Origin of the sequence: Sphingobium sp. IP1 (genome assembly GCF_002708645.1) — a bacterium.
GTDB lineage: Bacteria > Pseudomonadota > Alphaproteobacteria > Sphingomonadales > Sphingomonadaceae > Sphingobium > Sphingobium yanoikuyae.
Genome location: NZ_NOIW01000043.1, coordinates 13,608 through 31,663, shown reverse-complemented (window position 1 = coordinate 31,663; position 18,056 = coordinate 13,608). Strand labels below are relative to the sequence as shown.

14 protein-coding genes are annotated in these 18,056 nt (G+C 63.8%); 2 read left to right on the top strand and 12 right to left on the bottom strand.

The annotated features are described in order from the left end of the window. From CG471_RS15785 to CG471_RS15770, 4 genes are all read right to left on the bottom strand, one after another. A complete protein-coding gene (locus CG471_RS15785; protein ID WP_004207175.1) occupies positions 1-2,349 on the bottom strand; it encodes a PAS domain-containing sensor histidine kinase in 2,349 nt (782 codons plus the stop codon). A gap of 179 nt (positions 2,350-2,528) precedes the next feature. Further along, positions 2,529-3,947, bottom strand: a complete 1,419-nt coding sequence (ahcY, locus tag CG471_RS15780) for an adenosylhomocysteinase (RefSeq protein ID WP_004207176.1) — start codon at positions 3,945-3,947, stop codon at positions 2,529-2,531. A gap of 119 nt (positions 3,948-4,066) precedes the next feature. Continuing rightward, the gene (locus CG471_RS15775) at positions 4,067-4,672 is read right to left on the bottom strand and encodes a hypothetical protein (RefSeq protein ID WP_099232422.1); all 606 of its coding nucleotides are present in this window, start codon (positions 4,670-4,672) and stop codon (positions 4,067-4,069) included. Between the two features lie 170 nt (positions 4,673-4,842). Next, positions 4,843-5,403 carry a YqgE/AlgH family protein gene (locus CG471_RS15770; protein WP_048937090.1) on the bottom strand — a complete coding sequence of 187 codons (561 nt, stop codon included), beginning with the start codon at positions 5,401-5,403 and terminating at the stop codon, positions 4,843-4,845. 144 nt (positions 5,404-5,547) lie between these two features. Here CG471_RS15770 and CG471_RS15765 point away from each other — a divergent pair, with 144 nt between their 5' ends. Together CG471_RS15765 and CG471_RS15760 are read left to right on the top strand one after the other, a co-directional pair. After that, complete coding sequence (locus CG471_RS15765; RefSeq protein ID WP_017499748.1) at positions 5,548-6,030, top strand: peroxiredoxin; 483 nt, start codon at positions 5,548-5,550, stop codon at positions 6,028-6,030. Positions 6,031-6,123: 93 nt separating this feature from the next. After that, positions 6,124-7,578 (top strand): AMP nucleosidase, encoded by a 1,455-nt coding sequence (locus tag CG471_RS15760; protein ID WP_010338771.1) that lies wholly within the window; start codon positions 6,124-6,126, stop codon positions 7,576-7,578. Between the two features lie 37 nt (positions 7,579-7,615). On the opposite strand, the gene CG471_RS15755 is transcribed toward CG471_RS15760, so the two are convergent. From CG471_RS15755 to CG471_RS15720, 8 genes are all read right to left on the bottom strand, one after another. Further along, positions 7,616-8,764, bottom strand: a complete 1,149-nt coding sequence (locus CG471_RS15755) for a diguanylate cyclase (protein WP_099232421.1) — start codon at positions 8,762-8,764, stop codon at positions 7,616-7,618. A 31-nt stretch (positions 8,765-8,795) separates the two neighbouring features. Beyond that, positions 8,796-10,619, bottom strand: coding sequence for a M2 family metallopeptidase (locus CG471_RS15750; protein ID WP_099232420.1), 1,824 nt, complete (start codon positions 10,617-10,619; stop codon positions 8,796-8,798). Positions 10,620-10,677: 58 nt separating this feature from the next. Next, complete coding sequence (locus tag CG471_RS15745) at positions 10,678-11,439, bottom strand: alpha/beta fold hydrolase (RefSeq protein WP_010338774.1); 762 nt, start codon at positions 11,437-11,439, stop codon at positions 10,678-10,680. Next, on the bottom strand, positions 11,436-12,119 hold the full coding sequence (locus CG471_RS15740) for a DUF2238 domain-containing protein (RefSeq protein ID WP_099232419.1): 684 nt from the start codon (positions 12,117-12,119) through the stop codon (positions 11,436-11,438). The genes CG471_RS15745 and CG471_RS15740 overlap by 4 nt, the downstream gene beginning before the upstream one ends. An 8-nt stretch (positions 12,120-12,127) precedes the next feature. Continuing rightward, positions 12,128-13,153 carry an aspartate-semialdehyde dehydrogenase gene (locus tag CG471_RS15735; protein ID WP_004207185.1) on the bottom strand — a complete coding sequence of 342 codons (1,026 nt, stop codon included), beginning with the start codon at positions 13,151-13,153 and terminating at the stop codon, positions 12,128-12,130. Between the two features lie 157 nt (positions 13,154-13,310). Then, positions 13,311-15,530 carry a S9 family peptidase gene (locus tag CG471_RS15730; protein ID WP_099232418.1) on the bottom strand — a complete coding sequence of 740 codons (2,220 nt, stop codon included), beginning with the start codon at positions 15,528-15,530 and terminating at the stop codon, positions 13,311-13,313. 122 nt (positions 15,531-15,652) lie between these two features. Beyond that, positions 15,653-16,609 (bottom strand): alpha/beta hydrolase, encoded by a 957-nt coding sequence (locus CG471_RS15725; protein ID WP_017499743.1) that lies wholly within the window; start codon positions 16,607-16,609, stop codon positions 15,653-15,655. Between the two features lie 12 nt (positions 16,610-16,621). Continuing rightward, the gene (locus CG471_RS15720) at positions 16,622-18,043 is read right to left on the bottom strand and encodes a BNR-4 repeat-containing protein (protein WP_099232417.1); all 1,422 of its coding nucleotides are present in this window, start codon (positions 18,041-18,043) and stop codon (positions 16,622-16,624) included. Positions 18,044-18,056: the final 13 nt, after the last annotated feature.

Sequence of the window (18,056 nt, the reverse complement as noted above, 5' to 3'; positions counted from 1 at the left end):
TCAGCCACGGGGCAGCTCGATCACGACCATCGTTCCCTGACCCGGCTCCGATACCAGTTCGAACGTGCCGCCATGGGCCTGTGCCAACTGCTTGACCAGCGGCAGGCCGATCGTCGCGCGGGCGCCCTTGCGGTTCTGCTCGGCGCGGCTGATCGCATCGAAGATCGTGGCTTGCCGGGTGGCATCGATACCGGGACCATTGTCGGACACGACAAGGCGCGCGAGATCGGGGCCGCCATCGCCATGCAACAGCACCCGTGCGCCCGAGCCGCAATAGCGCACCGCATTTTCCAGAAGATGATCGACCGCCTGGCCGATCCGGCGCGCATCGCCCTGGATCACCCCCAGCGTATCCTGCAGGGTGACGGCAAGATCGATCCCCTTGGCCTTTGCCTCGGCGTCGATGCGCGCGACGCTGGCGCGCACCAGCGCCGCCAGATCGACCTCGCTGCGTTCGATCGGCAAGGTGCCGGCCTCGCCCTGGGTCAGGTCGAGCACATTGTCGATCAGCATCGACAGGCGTCCGGTGCTCTGCAGGATGCCGTTCACATATTCGACCGCACTGTCGCTGAGTTCGCCGGCATAGCCCGCGCTCATCATCTCGGCAAAGCCGGCTATGGTCGTCAGCGGCGTACGCAGCTCATAGCTCATGTTCGTGACGAAAGCGGTCTTCACCTTGTCCGCCTGTTCCAGCGCCTCGTTGCGGTCGCGCAGCATCTGCTCGACCCGCCGGCTGTCGGTGACATCCAGCATGGTGAACAGCGCATTGCCGTCCGGCAGCGGAATGGCGGCAAATTCGAAGATGCGCCCGTCGGCAAAGCCGACATGGCCGACACGCTGCTTGCGCTCGACCGTTGCCGCGCGGACCAGTTCGCGGACCAGATTGCTCTGCTGCGGCTTGGCAAGGCGGCTTTGCACGGCGCGCATCAACTCATCGATGCGGGGATGCTTGCCCAGCGCCTCTTCACTGATGTCCCAGATTGTGCGGAAACGGCTGTTCCACAGATGCAGGCGCCCATCCGACGAGAAGACGCCGATCGCCTCGAACAGATTGTCGAAGGTCGCTGTCCGCACCCGCAACAGTGTATCGCGCGCACTCGACAATTGCACCTGCTCGGTCCGATCCTCGAAGATCAGCAACAGGCCACCGTCGGGCAGCGGCTGGGCATAGACGCGCAAATGCGTGCCATCGACCAGCAGCCAGTTTTCCTCCAGCGGATCAGGCGACAGGAACCAGTCGCGCCGCTCCGCGCGCCATGCCGGGAAGTCACGATTCTCCGGCAGGCGGCGGGCATCGCGCATCTGATCGAGCACGCGCTCGAACAGCGGTGCATCCGTGAGCGCTTCCTGTTTCAGGCCGAACAGGCTGATGAAGGGCTGGTTCCAGAAGCGCAGCGCCCGGTCGGGACCAAAGCGCGCAACACCGGCCGACAGACGATCGAGCAGATCGCGCTGCGCCGCTTCCAGCCGACGATGCTCGACCCGCGCCTGTTCCAGTTCATGCTGGTCCATCGCGAAACCTGCGACACCGGCCGCGCCCAGCGGCACGTCGACGACGCGCATCGTCCGCCGTTCGCCGTCGATCGTTGCCGGAACGATACGGGCAAGAGAATTGCCCTCGTCGAGCGCCTGTGCTGCGGCGTCCTGCGGGCTGAAGCCGTTCACATTCTCGACCAGTTCGGTGCCGTTCATGATCACGTCATGGGCGCCAGCGCCGTCGACGGCGCGGACATAGGCGCTGTTGACCAGGCTCAGGCGCAGGTCGGGCGTGCGGTGCCACATCGGGAAGGGCGCCGCTTCCACCAGTCCGGCGAGCGCCTCCAGCGCCTCGCGCAATTGTCCGACGGTCGCGCTCAGCGCCTGGATCTCCGCTTGGCTGTCGGTCGCGTCGAAGATCCACAGCACGACGCCGCCATTGGCGGCCAGCGCCGGCCCGGCGGGCGCACCGCGAACCAGCAGCGTGCGCGACGAGCCGCTGCCCCGGATCGGCAGCGAAAAACTCTTGCCCGCTTTCTGTGCGGCGCCGATCTCGCGCCCCAGTGCAGCCGCATCGGCCGGCTCAAGCCCGCCATCGGGCGCCGTCAGTTCGGACACGAAGGTCGGTACGCGGTCCCGGCCCAGCCATTTGCCCAGCCGGTCGGCGGCCTCCATCCGGCCGTCGGGATGAATGATGACGGGCGCAGCCGGCGCCGACGCGAGCAGCGTCGTCAGCCGATCAAGCTTCCCCTGCGCCTGCATGCCTGCGCGGCGCATGCGCTGACCCGTGATCAGCGCCCATATCGCAGCCCCCAGCCAGCCGGCCATCACCGTGCCCAGCAACAAAGTGGCAAGCGGGCTCATAGACCCCATTGCGCCATTCCCATCCCGTTCGCGACCAGTTGTTTATCGTTCATACAGACCAATGGCCACGGGCCTAACGCAACTTGGCGCCGGCGGAAAGCGCCCAGATATGATGAATGCCCGGCACAGCATGGTCCGGGCATCGGATAAGGTAAAAGGGGGAGGATGGCCCTCCCCCTTTCCAATTCTTAGTAGCGGTAGTGGTCCGGCTTGAACGGGCCTTCGACCGGCACACCGATATAGTCGGCCTGACGCTGGCTGAGCTGGGTCAGCTTGACGCCCAGCTTTTCCAGGTGCAGCGCGGCGACCTTCTCGTCCAGATGCTTGGGCAGGACATAGACGTCGTTGCCGTAGGTCTCGCTCTTGGTCCACAGCTCGATCTGGGCCAGCGTCTGGTTGGTGAAGCTGGCCGACATCACGAAGCTGGGGTGGCCGGTGGCGTTGCCCAGGTTGACCAGGCGGCCCTTCGACAGGACGATGATCTTCTTGCCATCGGGGAACTCGACTTCGTCGACCTGCGGCTTGATCTCGGTCCACTTCATGTTGGCGAGGCCGGCGATTTCGATCTCGCTGTCGAAGTGACCGATGTTCGACACGATCGCCATATTCTTCATGGCGCGCATATGATCGACGGTCAGAACGCCTTCGTTGCCGGTGGCGGTGACGAAGATGTCGGCGCGCGGCGCGGCTTCTTCCATCGTCACGACTTCATAGCCTTCCATCGCCGCCTGCAGGGCGCAGATCGGATCGATTTCGGTCACGAGAACGCGAGCGCCGCCGTTGCGCAGCGATGCGGCCGAACCCTTGCCGACATCGCCGAAACCGGCGACGCAGGCGACCTTGCCAGCCAGCATGACGTCGGTGCCGCGACGGATCGCGTCGACCAGCGATTCCTTGCAGCCATAAAGATTGTCGAACTTCGACTTGGTGACGCTGTCGTTCACGTTGATCGCCGGGAAAGGCAGCTTGCCCTTCTTCGACAGTTCATACAGACGATGCACGCCGGTGGTGGTTTCTTCCGACACTCCCTTGATCGACTGGACGGTCTTGGTCAGGAAGCCGGGACGCTCGGCCAGCACGCGCTTCAGCACGGCGCAGAAGATTTCCTCTTCCTCGTTCGACGGCGTGAACAGCTCTTCGCCGGCTTCGACGCGGGCGCCCCACAGGGCGAACATGGTGGCGTCGCCGCCATCGTCCAGGATCAGGTTGCAGACGCCGCTGTCGTCATTGTGCCAGTCGAAGATGCGCTCGACATAGTCCCAATATTCCTGGAGGCTTTCACCCTTGACGGCGAAGACCGGCACGCCCGACGCGGCGATCGCGGCGGCGGCATGGTCCTGCGTCGAATAGATGTTGCAGGTCGCCCAACGGACCTGCGCGCCCAGCGCGGTCAGCGTCTCGATCAGCACGGCGGTCTGGATCGTCATGTGCAGCGAACCGGTGATGCGCGCACCCTTGAGCGGCTGCGACGCACCGAATTCGGCGCGCAGAGCCATCAGGCCGGGCATTTCGGTTTCGGCGATCTCGATTTCCTTGCGACCAAAGGCAGCAAGGCCGATATCGGCGATCACATAATCCTGCGCCTTGTCAGCGGGTACGGTGGCCACGAGCCTGTCTCCATCATTAGAAATTGACCGGCCGCCGGCATAAGAAAGGCGGCGGCGATGGTCGGGCTTTACCAATCGCCGCCAAGCATGGCAACTCAATATAAAGTTTTCTTTATGTGTTAATCGGCCGGACCCCGAACCTGTGCGGACGGCAGGCGCGCTGCCCCTTCGGCCATGGCGATGGATCGGCCCACAGAACCGTCGCTCACACCTTCGTCGGCCAGCAGATCATTGGCCAGCGCGATCGCCATGTCGCACTGGGGCGCATCGATCCGCGGCACGATGCCGGCAGATTCCGACAATTTCCAGATCGCAGCCCGATTGGCCGGGACCGCATTGGCCGCCGCCTGGATCGCCTGAAGATCCCTGCATTCCAACCCGCCGGCACCCGCGCCATAGCTGTTCGCCAGCATGATGACATAATCATCATAGGCGTCGAGACCGCCTTCCAGACCCGCAACGTCCGCAAAATGGCTGCGCAGCGCGTCATTCACCTCGACCAGGGTCGTCCGCTTTTCACGCACGAACTGGTTATAGGCCGGCAGGAAATCATAGGCGCTCGTATTGCAGCGGAGCGCCGACACCATCAGCATCATCTCGAAATTGCGGACCTGCGCCGCCTCGACATGATCCTTCTTCCAGCAGGTCGCTGCCGACGCCGGCGCGAGCGGCATCGCTGCGGCAAGCGCCGCACAGATAATCTTCTTCATGAAATAACCCCGCATATTCCCCAAGGACGGAGAATGAGCGGAACCGATTGCTGCAATCTATCGCGCTATGGTTAAGGCGAATTTACCCTAAACGGTTCAGTTACGATGACAGAACAAGCGGCCAATGGCTGGTGTTGTTCTGCCCCTGAAACGGCCGGAAATCGACAGCGCAACGGATCAAAAAGTCAGGCCGACCCGCCGCCACTCACCAGATGGGCCGAATCGACCCCCGCGGCGGCATAGGCCGCGCGCCATTTGCGGTGCGCAGGCGTATCGAACAGCAGGGCCGCATCGCCCTCGGCCAGGAACCAGCTTTCGCCCGCCATTTCCCGTTCCAGCTGGCCCGCGCCCCAGCCTGCATAGCCCAGCGCGACAAGATAGCGGCTCGGGCCGCGCCCTTCGGCAATCGCCTTCAATATGTCGAGCGAGCCGGAAAGACCCCAGTCCGGCCCGGACTGCACCATGTCCTGCCCGGCCCAATCGAGCGAATGCAGCACGAAGCCGCGCCGCGGCTCCACCGGTCCGCCCTTCAGGACGGGCTGGTCAGGAATGGCCGAAGCGTCGATATCAAAACTCTGGAGCAGATCGCGCAAGCCGACCCCCTCCACCTCCTCGCTCAGGGAAATACCCAGCGCCCCATCCTCGTCATGCACGCACAGCGCAATCACGGAATGGTCGAAGCGCTCATCCTCCATGCCCGGCAATGCCAGTAGGAAGCGGCCGCCAAAAAAGCGCGGATCGGTCATGCTGCGGAATATAGGCAGAAACGCGCCAATGCCAATCGGCGACCGTCGCGACAAAGGGGCATCGTGCCATATTCCGCGCCCGCACCCTTGACAGCGAAGGCGCGAGCAACGAACTCCGCGACGCCACAGGCCAGGAGACAAGATATGACCATCGCCAAGGGTGATCGCCTTCCCAGCACCACCTTCACGAAGATGACCGAAAACGGCCCCGAACAGGTTGTTTCGGACGAATATTTCGCGGGCCGCACCGTCGCCCTCTTCTCGGTGCCCGGCGCCTTCACGCCGACCTGCTCGGCCAAGCATCTGCCCGGCTTCATCGAAAAGGCCGAGGCCCTCAAGGGCAAGGGCGTCGACGAGATCGCCTGCACCGCCGTCAACGACGCCTTCGTCATGGGCGCATGGGGCAAGTCGGCCGGCGCCGATGACAAGGTGACCATGCTGGCAGACGGCAATGGCAGCTTCGCGCAGGCCGTGGGCCTGACCATGGACGGCAGCAAGTTCGGGCTTGGCGAGCGCGGCCAGCGCTTCTCGATGATCGTCAAGGACGGCGTGGTCGAGGAACTGAACGTCGAAGCACCGGGCGACTTCAAGGTTTCCTCGGCTGACTTCATGCTCGAGCAGCTCTGAATTTTCGGGTCGCGCGCCCGGCCGGATCGGTCGGGCGTGCGATTGTTTCGCTGGCATCTTCCTTCCGTCACACAAGTGCGTTAGCAAGAGGTGATGACACAGAGCATCGGCACAGCGATCGTCGCGCAACTCGACGCCATCTATCAGACATCCATCGAAAATCTGCGGGAGGCCATGCGCGCCTATGCCCGCGATGGCAGCATACCGCCGCCCGAGGCTCGGGCCGACCGGCGCTTCTGCTACCCCGAACTGCGGGTCACCTATCAGGATGACAGCCAGGCGCCGCCGCCGGGCCGCTCCTTCGCGCGCCTGTCGAAACCCGGCCGCTATGTGACCACGGTCACCCGGCCCGCGATGTTCGCCGATTATCTCGCCGAACAGATCGACCTTCTGGTCCGCGACTATGGCGTGGAGGTCGAAACCGGCCTGTCGGATCAGCAGATCCCCTTCCCCTATGTCCTGGACGGGCTCGACATCAATGCGCTCGACGGCACGCCGCCGACCGAGTTGGCGCGCCACTTCCCGGCAACGGAACTGGCCGAGATCGGCGACGAGATCGCCGACGGACTGTTCACGCCGGATGCCGAAGGCGACCGTCCGCTCGCGCTGTTCGACGGGCTCCGCACCGACTTCTCGCTGGCGCGCCTGAAGCACTATACCGGCACGCCGGCGGAGCATGTGCAGCGCTATATCCTGTTCACCAACTATCATCGTTATGTCGACGAGTTCGTGGACTGGGCCTGCAAGGAACTGCAGCGCCCCGACAGCCGCTTCACCGCGCTATCGGGTGCCGGCGGCGTCTTTGTGACGCCCGAAACCGCAGATCCCGCGCAGATGATCGCCGACAGCGCCTGGCGCAAGCATCAGATGCCGGCCTATCATCTGATCGCGCCGGATCGCAGCGGCATCACCCTTGTCAACATCGGTGTCGGCCCGTCCAACGCCAAGACGATCTGCGACCACCTGGCCGTTGTCCGCCCCGAAGCCTGGCTGATGATCGGCCATTGCGGCGGCCTGCGCCCCAGCCAGCGGATCGGCGACTATGTGCTGGCCCATGCCTATCTGCGCGACGACCATGTCCTTGACGAGATGTTGCCGCCGGAAATCCCGGTGCCGGCGATCGCCGAGGTTCAGGTCGCGATGGCGAGCGCCGCCGAAGCAATATTGGGCGGGGGCAATCCGGAAGATTTCAAGCGCCGCCTGCGCACCGGCACGGTCGTCACCACAGACGATCGCAACTGGGAATTGCGCTATTCCAGCTCCGCCCTGCGCTTCAGCCTGTCGCGCGCGGTCGGCATCGACATGGAATCCGCCACGATCGCGGCGCAGGGTTATCGCTTCCGCGTCCCCTATGGCACGTTGCTCTGCGTATCGGACAAGCCGATCCATGGCGAACTGAAGCTGCCCGGCCAGGCCAACCGTTTCTATGAGGAAGCCATTGCCGGCCATCTGCGCGTCGGCCTGATGGCCTGCGAACTGTTGCGCCAGGAAGGCCCCAAGCTGCACAGCCGCAAGCTGCGCGCCTTCAACGAGCCGCCTTTCCGGTAAAGCGGAAGTCCCCGCGTCGTTGCCCGATCCCGATAGATCAGGCGGCGGCGCGGGATACCGTGACCCGGTTCTTGCCCTCGCGCTTCGCCGCATAGAGCGCCGCATCGGCCCGCGCGACAAGGTCGTCCAATTCCCGATCATCCGGCCGCAAATCGGTAACGCCAAAGCTGGCGTGCAGCAGCGCCTGGGGCGCCTCGCCAAGGCGCAGGCAGCTGATTTCCGCCCGCACGCGCTCCATCGCATCGGCCGCGACTTCCGCGCCGGTATCCACCATCAGCAGGCCGAACTCGTCGCCACCCAGGCGGCCGACCACATCACCGCGCCGCACCGCGTTGGTCAGCAGATGGGCAAAGCCGCGCAGCGCGGCATCACCCGCCATATGACCATAGCCGTCATTCAGCCCCTTGAAGCCATCCAGATCGCAAATAACCAGCGCGACAGGGCGTCCCTGTCGCCGGGCATTGGCGATCGCCCGTTCGGCCGCTTCCTCGATACCGCGACGGTTGAGGATATTGGTCAGCGGATCATGCATCATCTGCTGCCGAAGCTGCTGGGCAAGATCGCCCGCCACCACCAGCACCGCCGTAACCGCCGTGCCGACATAGACCGTCGGCATGAACAGTCCCAGGATCGCGCGATAGAGTTCCTTGCCCTCCTCCGGACCGCGGATCAGGGCTGCCGATGTGGCCAGCGCCAGCTGCCCCAGAACAAAGGCGAGCAGCGCGGCGAAGAAGGCCAGCTCGGGCGGCGTGAAGGACCGGTTGCGCGGCCAGAGCGACAGCGCACTGACCGCCATGAGCAGACCGACATAGGCGGGAATGATCATCCCCTGCATGATCTGACTACCCACCGGCCCGATCGCAATCGCCATTGCCAGGCTCACCAGGACAGCCGGGACGGCAAAGGCGAGCAACTGCAAGGGGCGGCCCGAACGCTGACGGATGCCGATCGCCAGTAGCGACGCGCTGACAATGAGGCCGATGCCGGTCAGGATGAACAGCCAGCGGCTATGCAGAAAATAGCCACCTGCATTGGCGATCCATTGGAGGATGGCGACCGCATAGGATGCGGTCCAGGTCAGCACATGTCTCTGGCGGCCGAAATGCAGCCATGAAACACCCATGGCGATGGTCATCACCAGGGCAGTACCGAAAAGCAGGGAAAGAATAACGGCCGGCGCGCTCATGCGCCGGCCATTTACCAATTTTTACGGCGACTTACCAGCCGCAGGACTTGCCCTTATTCTGCGCCTTCAGCCATGTCTGAAGCGGCGCGAAATAATTGACCAGCGCCTTGCCCGACATCTCGCGGCTACCGGTGAAGGCCTGCAGCGCATCGGGCCAGGGCTTGGATGCGCCCATCTTCAACATGGCGTCAAGTTTCTCGCCTACTGCCTTGTTTCCATAGAAGGAACAGCGATGGAGCGGCCCCTTCCAGCCGGACTGGCGGCAGGCCGCCTCGTAGAATTGGAACTGCAGCACGCGGGCCAGGAAATAACGGGTATAAGGCGTATTGCCGGGAATATGGAATTTCGCGCCGGCATCGAACTTCGTCTCGTCACGGGACACCGGCGGGATGATGCCCTGATACTGACGGCGCAGGTCGGTCCAGGCCGACTCATATTTGGATTCCGGGATCGATCCGTCGAACACGCCCCAGCGCCATTTGTCGATCAGCAGGCCGAACGGCAGGAAGGCGACCTTGTCCATCGCCTGGCGCAGCAACAGACCCAGATCCTTGTCGGTGCCCGGCACCTTGGCCGGATCGAGCAGGCCGATCTTCACCAGATAGTCGGGCGTGATCGACAGCGCGATGAAGTCGCCAATCGCCTCGTGGAAGCCGTCATTGGCGCCATCGAGATAGAGCGGCTTCTGGATATTGTAGGCGCGCTGGTAATAATTATGGCCCAGTTCATGATGGATGGTGACGAAATCATCGCCATTCACCTTGGTACACATCTTGATCCGGATATCGTCCTTGTTATCCAGATCCCAGGCGGAGGCGTGGCAGATCACTTCGCGGTCGCGCGGCTTGGTAATCTGCGACCGTTCCCAGAAGGTTTGGGGCAGCGGCGCGAAACCGAGCGAGCTGTAGAAGCCCTCCCCCGTCTTCACCATCTTGATGGGATCGTAATTCTTGGCCGTCAGCAGGTCGGTGATGTCATAGCCGAGGTCACCGGCACCGGCGGGCGCGACGATCTCATAGATATTGCCCCATTCCTGTGCCCACATATTGCCGAGCAGGTCCGCGCGGATCGGCCCGGTCTTGGACTGGACTGCATCGCCATATTTCTCGTTGAGCTTGGTGCGGGTATAGCAGTGCAGATCATCGTAAAGCGGCTTCACCTCGGCCCAGATCTTATCGGTGAGCTTGGCGAAATCATCGGCCGGCATGTCATATTTGGACCGCCACATCGCGCCGGTATCGGCAAAGCCCAGTTCCTTGGCACCCTGGTTGGCGATCGTCACCAGCTTGGCATAGTCGCCGCGCATCGGCGCGCCGACATTGTCGTGCCAGCTGACCCACATTTCCTTGAGCTCGTCCGGGTTGCGGTCCGTGCCCATCTTCTCTTCGATATCGCTGCCGTTGATCGGCTGGCCGTTGAGCGTGCCCTTGCCCTTGCCATAGGTGGACTGGAGTTTGGTCGCGAGATCGTTGAGTTCCTGCGAGGCACCCGGCGTAGTCGGCGCGGGCAAGGTCAGCGCCGTGCGTAGCAGCGTCAGGCGGCGCTTGGTCTCTTCGGTCAGGCCCGGCGCGGTCGCGAACTTGGCCGCCTCCAGCGCATAATCGACCCGCATCGTCGTATCGATCGCACCGAAATAGGAAGCGAGCGCGTCGGTGTCGTCGGTGATGTAGGTCGCATTGATCCAGGCGGCCCGGCTGCTGATCAGCGACTGATCGAACAGCGCCTTCTCCGCCTTGGTCAGGAAGGCTTCGGCCTCGGCAGCGGTCGGCTGCTGCGTGGTCGGCGCCTGCTGCGCCAGCACCGGCGATGCAACAAGGGCAGCCGCAAGCGCGGCGATCGAAATGGCGATTTTCATGGAACTTGGCCCCTCAGGTCTTCTTATGGGGCCAAGGTGGATTAGGCGGACGAGACAGTCAAGCGGTCAGGAAATCGACCATCGCCTGGCCCAGCTCCTTGCGGGTCACGGCGTTCATGTGATTGCCTGGGATCTCGACATAGCGGCCGTTCGGCAGTGCATCGACCAGTTCCTGCGCGATGCCGTTATCCTGATCGTCGGCGCCGCAGATCACCTCGGTCGGCTGCTGGAAGCCGGCAATGGTAGCCTCGTCGGTATCGACGAAGGTATTAAGAATATGCAGCATCGCCACCGGATCCCCCTTGGTGGTCTTGAGGAACGCCTCGGTCATCCATTCCGACGTGCCGCGCTCGAACGTGCCGAGATTGGTCAGCACCTTCTTGTAATAACCACCCTTGTCGAGCGTCTTGGTCAGCCCGCGCAGGCCCATGCCGGCCAGGATCACCCGGCGCGGGGTCGCGCCGCGCGCCAGCATCCGCACGGTCGTGCGCGCGCCCAGCGAATAGCCGCCCAGATCATAGTCGGTCAGGCCCATCTGCTCGACCAGCGCCAGATTGTCGTCGGTCAGCGCGTCGGCCGGATAGGCCGCTGCGTCATGAGGCTTGCCGCTTTCGCCATGACCGCGCAGGTCCGGCATGATCAGGCGGAAACCCGCCTCCACCAGCTTGGCGGCATGGCCGTAACGAATCCAGTTGGTCCAGGCGTTGGAAAAATAGCCATGGATCAGCACCAGGTCGCGCCCCTGTCCGACGACATGCACCGCGATCGGCAGGCCGCCCAGGCCCTTGATATCATGGCGTTCGATCTGTAGGTCGGTCATTGCGCTGGTCCTTCGGGGCTTGGGGTCTCGCCGATAGGATCTCCGCCGCGCCCGCGCAAGAGCGCGATCAGGGCAAGGGCGCTACCGATCTGGGCGGCGGCCATGTCCTTCTGCGGATCCCAGACATCGCCCTGCTGGCCATTATAATAGTCCGCCATCTCGCCGGCAGCGATCACCGTCAGCAGCCATTCGAATATCTCGTAAAGCGCGCTGCCAAGGCCGATCGCGGCAAAGGCGAAGGCCAGGCTCCAGCCATGGCGCAGGCTGCCCTTGCGTCGCGCAATCTCCGCCACCGGTGCGGTCAGCAATGCCCCAAAGGCGAAATGGACGAGCCGGTCATAAGCATTGCGCTGCAGCCCGAGGAGACTGGAAATATCATGACCGCTGAGCAGCCGCGCCCAATCGTCATAGGGCACATAGGAATAGATCCAGCGCGCGCCGAAGGTGTGGAGCAGCAGGAACAGCCAGATGCAGCCGACCGATCCGGTCGAGAGCGGCCAGCGCCGCAGCAGCCAGGGCGTGGCAAACGTCAACAGCAACGTCGGACCATGCTGCAACGGCGCGAGATCGGGAAAGGGCTGCGCGATATTGGCCAGCCCGATCGCCACCAGAAGGGTGGCGATCATCCGGCACTGCGCAGCGGGAAGGGTCTTCCACACTGCCACAGCGCCGGGGATCATATGCGGGCTTAGCCCTTCTTGAGGTGGCGACGGCCCAGCAGTTCGGCGATCTGCACCGCGTTCAGCGCCGCGCCCTTGCGCAGATTGTCGCTGACGCACCACAGGTTGATGCCGTTTTCGATGGTCGAATCCTCACGCACGCGACTGATGAAGGTCGCGAAGTCGCCGACGCATTCGATCGGCGTGATGTAACCGCCGTCCTCGCGCTTATCGACCAGCATGATGCCCGGCGCCTCACGCAGAATGTCCTGCGCCTCCTTCGCCGAAATCTCATTCTCGAACTCGATGTTGATCGCTTCGCTATGGCCGACGAACACCGGCACGCGCACGCAAGTCGCGGTCAGCTTGATCTTGGGATCAAGGATCTTCTTGGTTTCCGCGACCATCTTCCACTCTTCCTTGGTCGAACCATCGTCCAGGAAGACGTCGATGTGCGGGATCACGTTGAAGGCGATCTGCTTGGTGAACTTCTTCGGCTCGGCCGGATCGCCGACGAAGATGTTGCGCGACTGCTCGAACAGCTCGTCCATGCCTTCCTTGCCGGCGCCCGACACCGACTGGTAAGTTGCGACGACGACGCGCTTGATCTTGGCGGCGTCATGCAAGGGCTTGAGCGCCACGACCATCTGCGCGGTCGAGCAGTTGGGGTTGGCGATGATGTTCTTCTTCACATAGCCATCGATCGCGTCCGGGTTCACTTCGGGCACGATCAGCGGCACGTCCGGGTCCATGCGATAGAGCGACGAATTGTCGATCACCACGCAGCCGGCCGCAGCAGCCTTGGGCGCATATTCGGCGGTCGGGCCGGAGCCGGCAGCGAACAGCGCGATGTCCCAGCCGGTGAAGTCGAAATGTTCAATATTTTTGCATTTGAGTGTCTTGCCGGTGTCACCGAAATCAATTTCGGTGCCCTGCGACCGGGGCGATGCAACCGCCGCGATCTCGTCAATCGGGAATTCGCGTTCGGCGAGAATGGTCAGCATCTCGCGGCCCACATTACCGGTGGCACCAACGACGACGACCTTATAACCCATGACTTAACACTCCACTCCATGCAGTATTGCGGGGTGGCGCATAGCGCAGTGGCGCGATTTGTCCAGAAAGAAGGGCTATTGCCAGCGATAGTCACGGGGTGGGAGGTGGCGCCGGCACGGCCGACGCCACCCATCCCTTACTCCTCACGCCCGGCCTTCACTTGGCCGGATCGACACCCTGATCGCGCAGGAAATTCTCGATCGTCGTCCAGAGGTGAACGCTGATCTTCGGTCCGCCGACGCGATGTGTCTGGCCAGGATAGACCATCAGTTCGAACGGCACGGCCGCGCCCTGCATCTTGGCCATCAGCGCGGTGGAATTGTCGAACACGACATTGTCGTCCGACATGCCGTGGATCAACAGCAGCGGATCCTTGATCTTCACCGCGTCATCGACCGCGTCCGAGCCGGGATAGGCGCTGGGCTTGTCCTGCGGCTGGCCCAGATAGCGTTCGGTATAATGGGTGTCGTAAAACTCCCATTTCGTCACCGGCGCGCCCGAAACGATCGCGGCGAAGGTGCCCGGCGCCTTTTCTGCCAGCTTGAGCGACATATAGCCGCCATAGGACCAGCCATAGGTGGCAATCCGCTTGGGATCGACGAAGGGCTGGGCCTTCAGCCATTCTAAGCCTTTCAGCTGGTCGTCCACCTCGACTGTGCCCATGGCGCGATGGATATGATCCTCGAACGCCTTGCCGCGATCGGGCGTCCCGCGATTGTCGATCGAAAAGACGATCCAGCCCTGGTCGACCAGATATTGGTTGAGCGCGCCGCTCCATGTGTTGGTCACCTGGCGTCCGGCGCCCGGACCGCCATAATGGATCATGAACACCGGATAGCGCTTGCCCGCCTGCATCGGCGGGGTCAGCATCTTGGTGTAGAGCGTGCTGCCATCGGCCGCCTTGACGGTGCCGAACACGGTCCTGGCGTGGCTCGCCAGATAGGGTGCGTAGGGATGATCGCCCTTCAGCGCATTTTCCGAAATCCATTGCAACTGCTTGCCGCCGCTGTCGGCCAGATAGACCTGCTTGGGCTGGTCGGCATTCTGGCGGGTGACGACAATGCGGCTCGCCGCACCATCCATCACCGCGTCGTTCCACCAGCCCTTGGCGGTCAGCGCCTTGAGCGGACCGGCCTTGGCTAGCGACGTGATATAAAGCTGTTGCTCCAGCGGCGTCTCGCGATTGCCGGTGAAATAGACCAGGCCCTTGCCCTCATCCACGCCAACGATATCGCGTACTTCCCATTCGCCGCTGGTCAGCGCGGTCCATTTGCCGCCCCGCACATGATAGAGGTGGCCATGGCCGGTCTTTTCCGACCACCACAGGAAACTGCCGTCACTCAGCGGCGTGAAATTATTGCTGAGGTTGATCCAGCTTTTCGACGTTTCGGTGAGGACGACCTTCGCCTTGCCGGTCGCCGGATCGACCGCAAGCAGGTCAAGCCGCTGCTGATCCCGGCTTTCGCGCTGGACATAGAGGGTCTTGCCATCCTTCGACCAGTCGACACGGGCGAGATAGACATTCTTGTCCGCGCCGAGATCGACCTGGACCTGGCCCGAACCGTCCGCCTTCATGACGAAAAGGTCGACGATCGCATTGGGGGTACCGGCGGCCGGATAGCGCTGCTGATAGACCTTGGTTCCCTCGCCGCCGATCGCGGTGCGGGTGACAATCCCGACCGGGCTTTCATCAACCCGCGCGACCGCGATCATCGCGTCGGTCGGTGACCACCAATAGCCGGTCCGCCGATCCATTTCCTCCTGCGCGACGAATTCCGACACGCCCCAGCTGACCGTATCGCTGGCGCCCTGGGTCAGTTGCTTCTCGCTGCCGTTCATCGGCTGCACGAACAAATTGCCGCCACGCACGAAGGACACGAAACCGCCCTTGGGGCTGACCACGCCGTTGAGTTCGCCGTCCGGCGTGTCGGTGAGGCGGGTGACCTTGCCGTCGAGCGCGGCGAGATAGAGATCGCCATCGACCGGCACCAGGATGGTCTTGCCATCGGGCGACCAATCATAGCTGGTGATGCCGGTACTGCCAGCGACCGAGCGGTCCCGTTCGCGCTGCATCTTTTCCGCTTCGCTCAGTTCCGCACCGCTGCCGGTCTTCTTCGAATCCACCAGCATGCGTTCGGCGCCGGTTGCGGTGTCGATCGCCCACAGGTCGAGCCGCTCCTTCTCGTCAGCACGCGGCTTGAGCAGGGTCACCAGCTTGCCGTCGGGCGAGAGCTTGAGCGCGCGCGGCTGCGGGCCGGCAAGGTCGGGGCTGGCGAACACCCGCTCCAGCGTCAGCTTTTGCTGCGCCTGCGCGGCGGTGACGGGAAGCAGCAGCAAGGCGCCCAACGCAGCGCCGGCCTTCAGATATGGGGACATGCTCATCCTTTCCGGGCAGCGCCCGATCGGGCGCCACGATATCGGCCGGGCTTAGCGCGATGCGACGGAAAAGATCAATCGGTTGGAAGAATATGTCCTCCATCCACGGGAGCCCCTGACACTCAGACCAGCCCGCTCCGCACCTGCCATTTGCGCGCAATCACCGGCCAGTCAGCAAAGGGCTGGGCCGGATCGCCGCGCAGGCCGACGCCATGGCTGCCCTCGTCGAACAGATGCATGTCGATCGCGCCCTGCGCGGCCCGCACCGCCCCGAACAGGGTCAGCGACTGGTCGACCGGGACGGTGCGGTCATGGACCGAATGGAACAGGATCATCGGCGGCGTGGTCGACGCCACGATCTTGTCCAGCGAATAGGCAGCTATTTGCGCGTCGGTCGGATCGTCGCCGATCAGCGACCTTCGGCTCCCGCCATTGGTGGCGCCGGCCATCGTCACTACCGGATAGAGCAGGATCGCCCCGTCCGGCCGGGCCGACAGATGGTCCGCGCTTTCCGCCATCGGATAGATGCGGTCATTGGGCCGCATGCACAGGCTCCCGGCCAGATGACCGCCGGCGGAGCCCCCCAGCACCAGCACCCTCTGCGGATCGACGGTCCAGCCGCCGCTGCGCCCGGCCCGGATCAGCCGCATCGCCCGCTGCGCATCCTGCAGCGCGACATCGGCACCCGCCGCCCAGCGATCGGCTGGCAGGCGATAGCGCAGGACGAAGGCATGGATGCCCATGTCCGCCATCCAGCGCGCGCATTCATAGCCTTCCCGATCGATGCCGACCCGCGAATAGCCGCCGCCAGGAATGATCAGCACTGCCGCGCCCGTGGGCTTGGCCGCCGCGAACCAGGACAGGGTCGGCCGCGTCACATGGATGCCGACGCGGTAGCGATAGCCCAGCGTGTCGATCTGGTCGTCCACCACTTCGGTGATGGCCGGTATCTTGCCGCCCGGCACGCCGTCGGGCCAGAGCGGGATGATCTGCGTCGGCTCGTCGGTGGCCGCGGAAAAGCGGCCGAACAACGGTGAACTTGCCACCGCTGCCAGAAATTCGCGTCGACTGCCGATCATCCCGTCTCCCTTTCAGTTCGTGACCTGCGTCAGATAGACGCTGCCGGTGGTGCTGTTCACATCGGTCGGCGCGGCCCCATAGATGATGTCGGTGTCGGCCGAGAGCGGCACCGTGGCAAGCCGGGTTATGGCCTTGCCGGGCGCGAGGTCGGTGATCGTCCAGCCCGACGCCGTCGATGTCTTGAGCCCCTGACGCAGCCCTTCGCCGGTGGTGGCGAAATAGACGCGGACCTGCGCCGCCGTGCGCGATATGCCCAGCGCCGCGGGCACATTGTTGCTGGCCGTGTAGATTTTTTCCCGGCTCGTCCAGCCGGTGCCGCTCCAGCGCACGCGCCACACATCGAAATTGGCGTCCCCGCTGCCATCGGTCGGGCGATAGCGATAGGCGATGGTCGGCTGGTTATAATCGTCGAGCGCCAGCTTGGCGCTCTGCAGCCCCTTGAGCGTCTGGTTGGTGGTGAAGACCTCGCCCGACTGGAGCGGCAGGAAGAAGAGCTTGGCATTGGCGAGGCCCACCGGCAGTGTCGCCGCCGTGCCATCGGCATAGCTCCAGCCGCCGCCGGTCGGCGAATAGCGCAGATAGCTGCCATAATGGCGCAGCGACCGGGGCAGCGACTTGGCCCATTCCCACAGCAGATGGACGCTGCCGTCGCTGCCGAATGTCATGTCGTCGGGATAGACGACCGCGTCATTGGCGGCGGCAAAGGTTCCGACATGGCTCCAACTGCCACTGCTGCCAGACATCGCCCAGCGGAACAGTTCGCCCTCGCCATCATAGGTCGCCGCATCATAGCTGCGGATCATCAGATAGACGTCGCCATTGGGCGCCCGCTTGGCGACCGGATAGGTATAGAGGCCGGTCGCGGGGATATCGGTCTGGCGGGTGAAACTCATGCCGCCGGGCGCATCGGCGCGGAAATAGCGAATGCCGTCCGACAGATTATGCATGTCGGCCCACACATGCAGCACGCCCGCGCCATCGACCGCGATGGTCGGCTGCTTGTGCCCGATATCGTCCGCCTCGGTCCAGACCGTTCCGTCGGGATTGCGCAGCACGGCGAAGGTCCAGGTGCCACTTGTGTCGCGCTTGCCGATCTTGACCTCGTGGCTGCCGGCCGCGCCGGAAGCGGGCGGGCTGTCGAAGGCGACATAAAGCGTGCCATCAGGCGCCAGTGCGATCGGCACCCACCAGGCCGCCTGGTTGGAGGAGTCCGCGTCGCGCGGCACCCGTTCGACACTGATGCTGGCGGCGAGCGCGGCGGCCATCGGTTCTTCCGCCGCCGCCTGGAGCGGGCTGCCGAGGCTGACCCAGTTGGCGATAGCGCTGGTCGATCCGCCGGTGCCGCCCGTGGTCGTCGCATCGCTCAACAGCAGCGCGGCCGACGCCGTTCCGGCAAGGGCTATTCCCCCTGCCAGTCCATAGAAACGCTTCATCTTCCTCTCCCAC

What these genes read in the sequence shown, in the direction of transcription:
- CG471_RS15785 (WP_004207175.1), bottom strand. Translation starts at nt 2,349, where the DNA reads ATGGGGTCTATGAGCCCGCTTGCCACTTTGTTGCTGGGCACGGTGATG.
- CG471_RS15775 (WP_099232422.1), bottom strand. Translation starts at nt 4,672, where the DNA reads ATGCGGGGTTATTTCATGAAGAAGATTATCTGTGCGGCGCTTGCCGCA.
- CG471_RS15770 (WP_048937090.1), bottom strand. Translation starts at nt 5,403, where the DNA reads ATGACCGATCCGCGCTTTTTTGGCGGCCGCTTCCTACTGGCATTGCCG.
- CG471_RS15765 (WP_017499748.1), top strand. Translation starts at nt 5,548, where the DNA reads ATGACCATCGCCAAGGGTGATCGCCTTCCCAGCACCACCTTCACGAAG.
- CG471_RS15760 (WP_010338771.1), top strand. Translation starts at nt 6,124, where the DNA reads ATGACACAGAGCATCGGCACAGCGATCGTCGCGCAACTCGACGCCATC.
- CG471_RS15755 (WP_099232421.1), bottom strand. Translation starts at nt 8,764, where the DNA reads ATGAGCGCGCCGGCCGTTATTCTTTCCCTGCTTTTCGGTACTGCCCTG.
- CG471_RS15750 (WP_099232420.1), bottom strand. Translation starts at nt 10,619, where the DNA reads ATGAAAATCGCCATTTCGATCGCCGCGCTTGCGGCTGCCCTTGTTGCA.
- CG471_RS15745 (WP_010338774.1), bottom strand. Translation starts at nt 11,439, where the DNA reads ATGACCGACCTACAGATCGAACGCCATGATATCAAGGGCCTGGGCGGC.
- CG471_RS15740 (WP_099232419.1), bottom strand. Translation starts at nt 12,119, where the DNA reads ATGATCCCCGGCGCTGTGGCAGTGTGGAAGACCCTTCCCGCTGCGCAG.
- CG471_RS15735 (WP_004207185.1), bottom strand. Translation starts at nt 13,153, where the DNA reads ATGGGTTATAAGGTCGTCGTCGTTGGTGCCACCGGTAATGTGGGCCGC.
- CG471_RS15730 (WP_099232418.1), bottom strand. Translation starts at nt 15,530, where the DNA reads ATGTCCCCATATCTGAAGGCCGGCGCTGCGTTGGGCGCCTTGCTGCTG.
- CG471_RS15725 (WP_017499743.1), bottom strand. Translation starts at nt 16,609, where the DNA reads ATGATCGGCAGTCGACGCGAATTTCTGGCAGCGGTGGCAAGTTCACCG.
- CG471_RS15720 (WP_099232417.1), bottom strand. Translation starts at nt 18,043, where the DNA reads ATGAAGCGTTTCTATGGACTGGCAGGGGGAATAGCCCTTGCCGGAACG.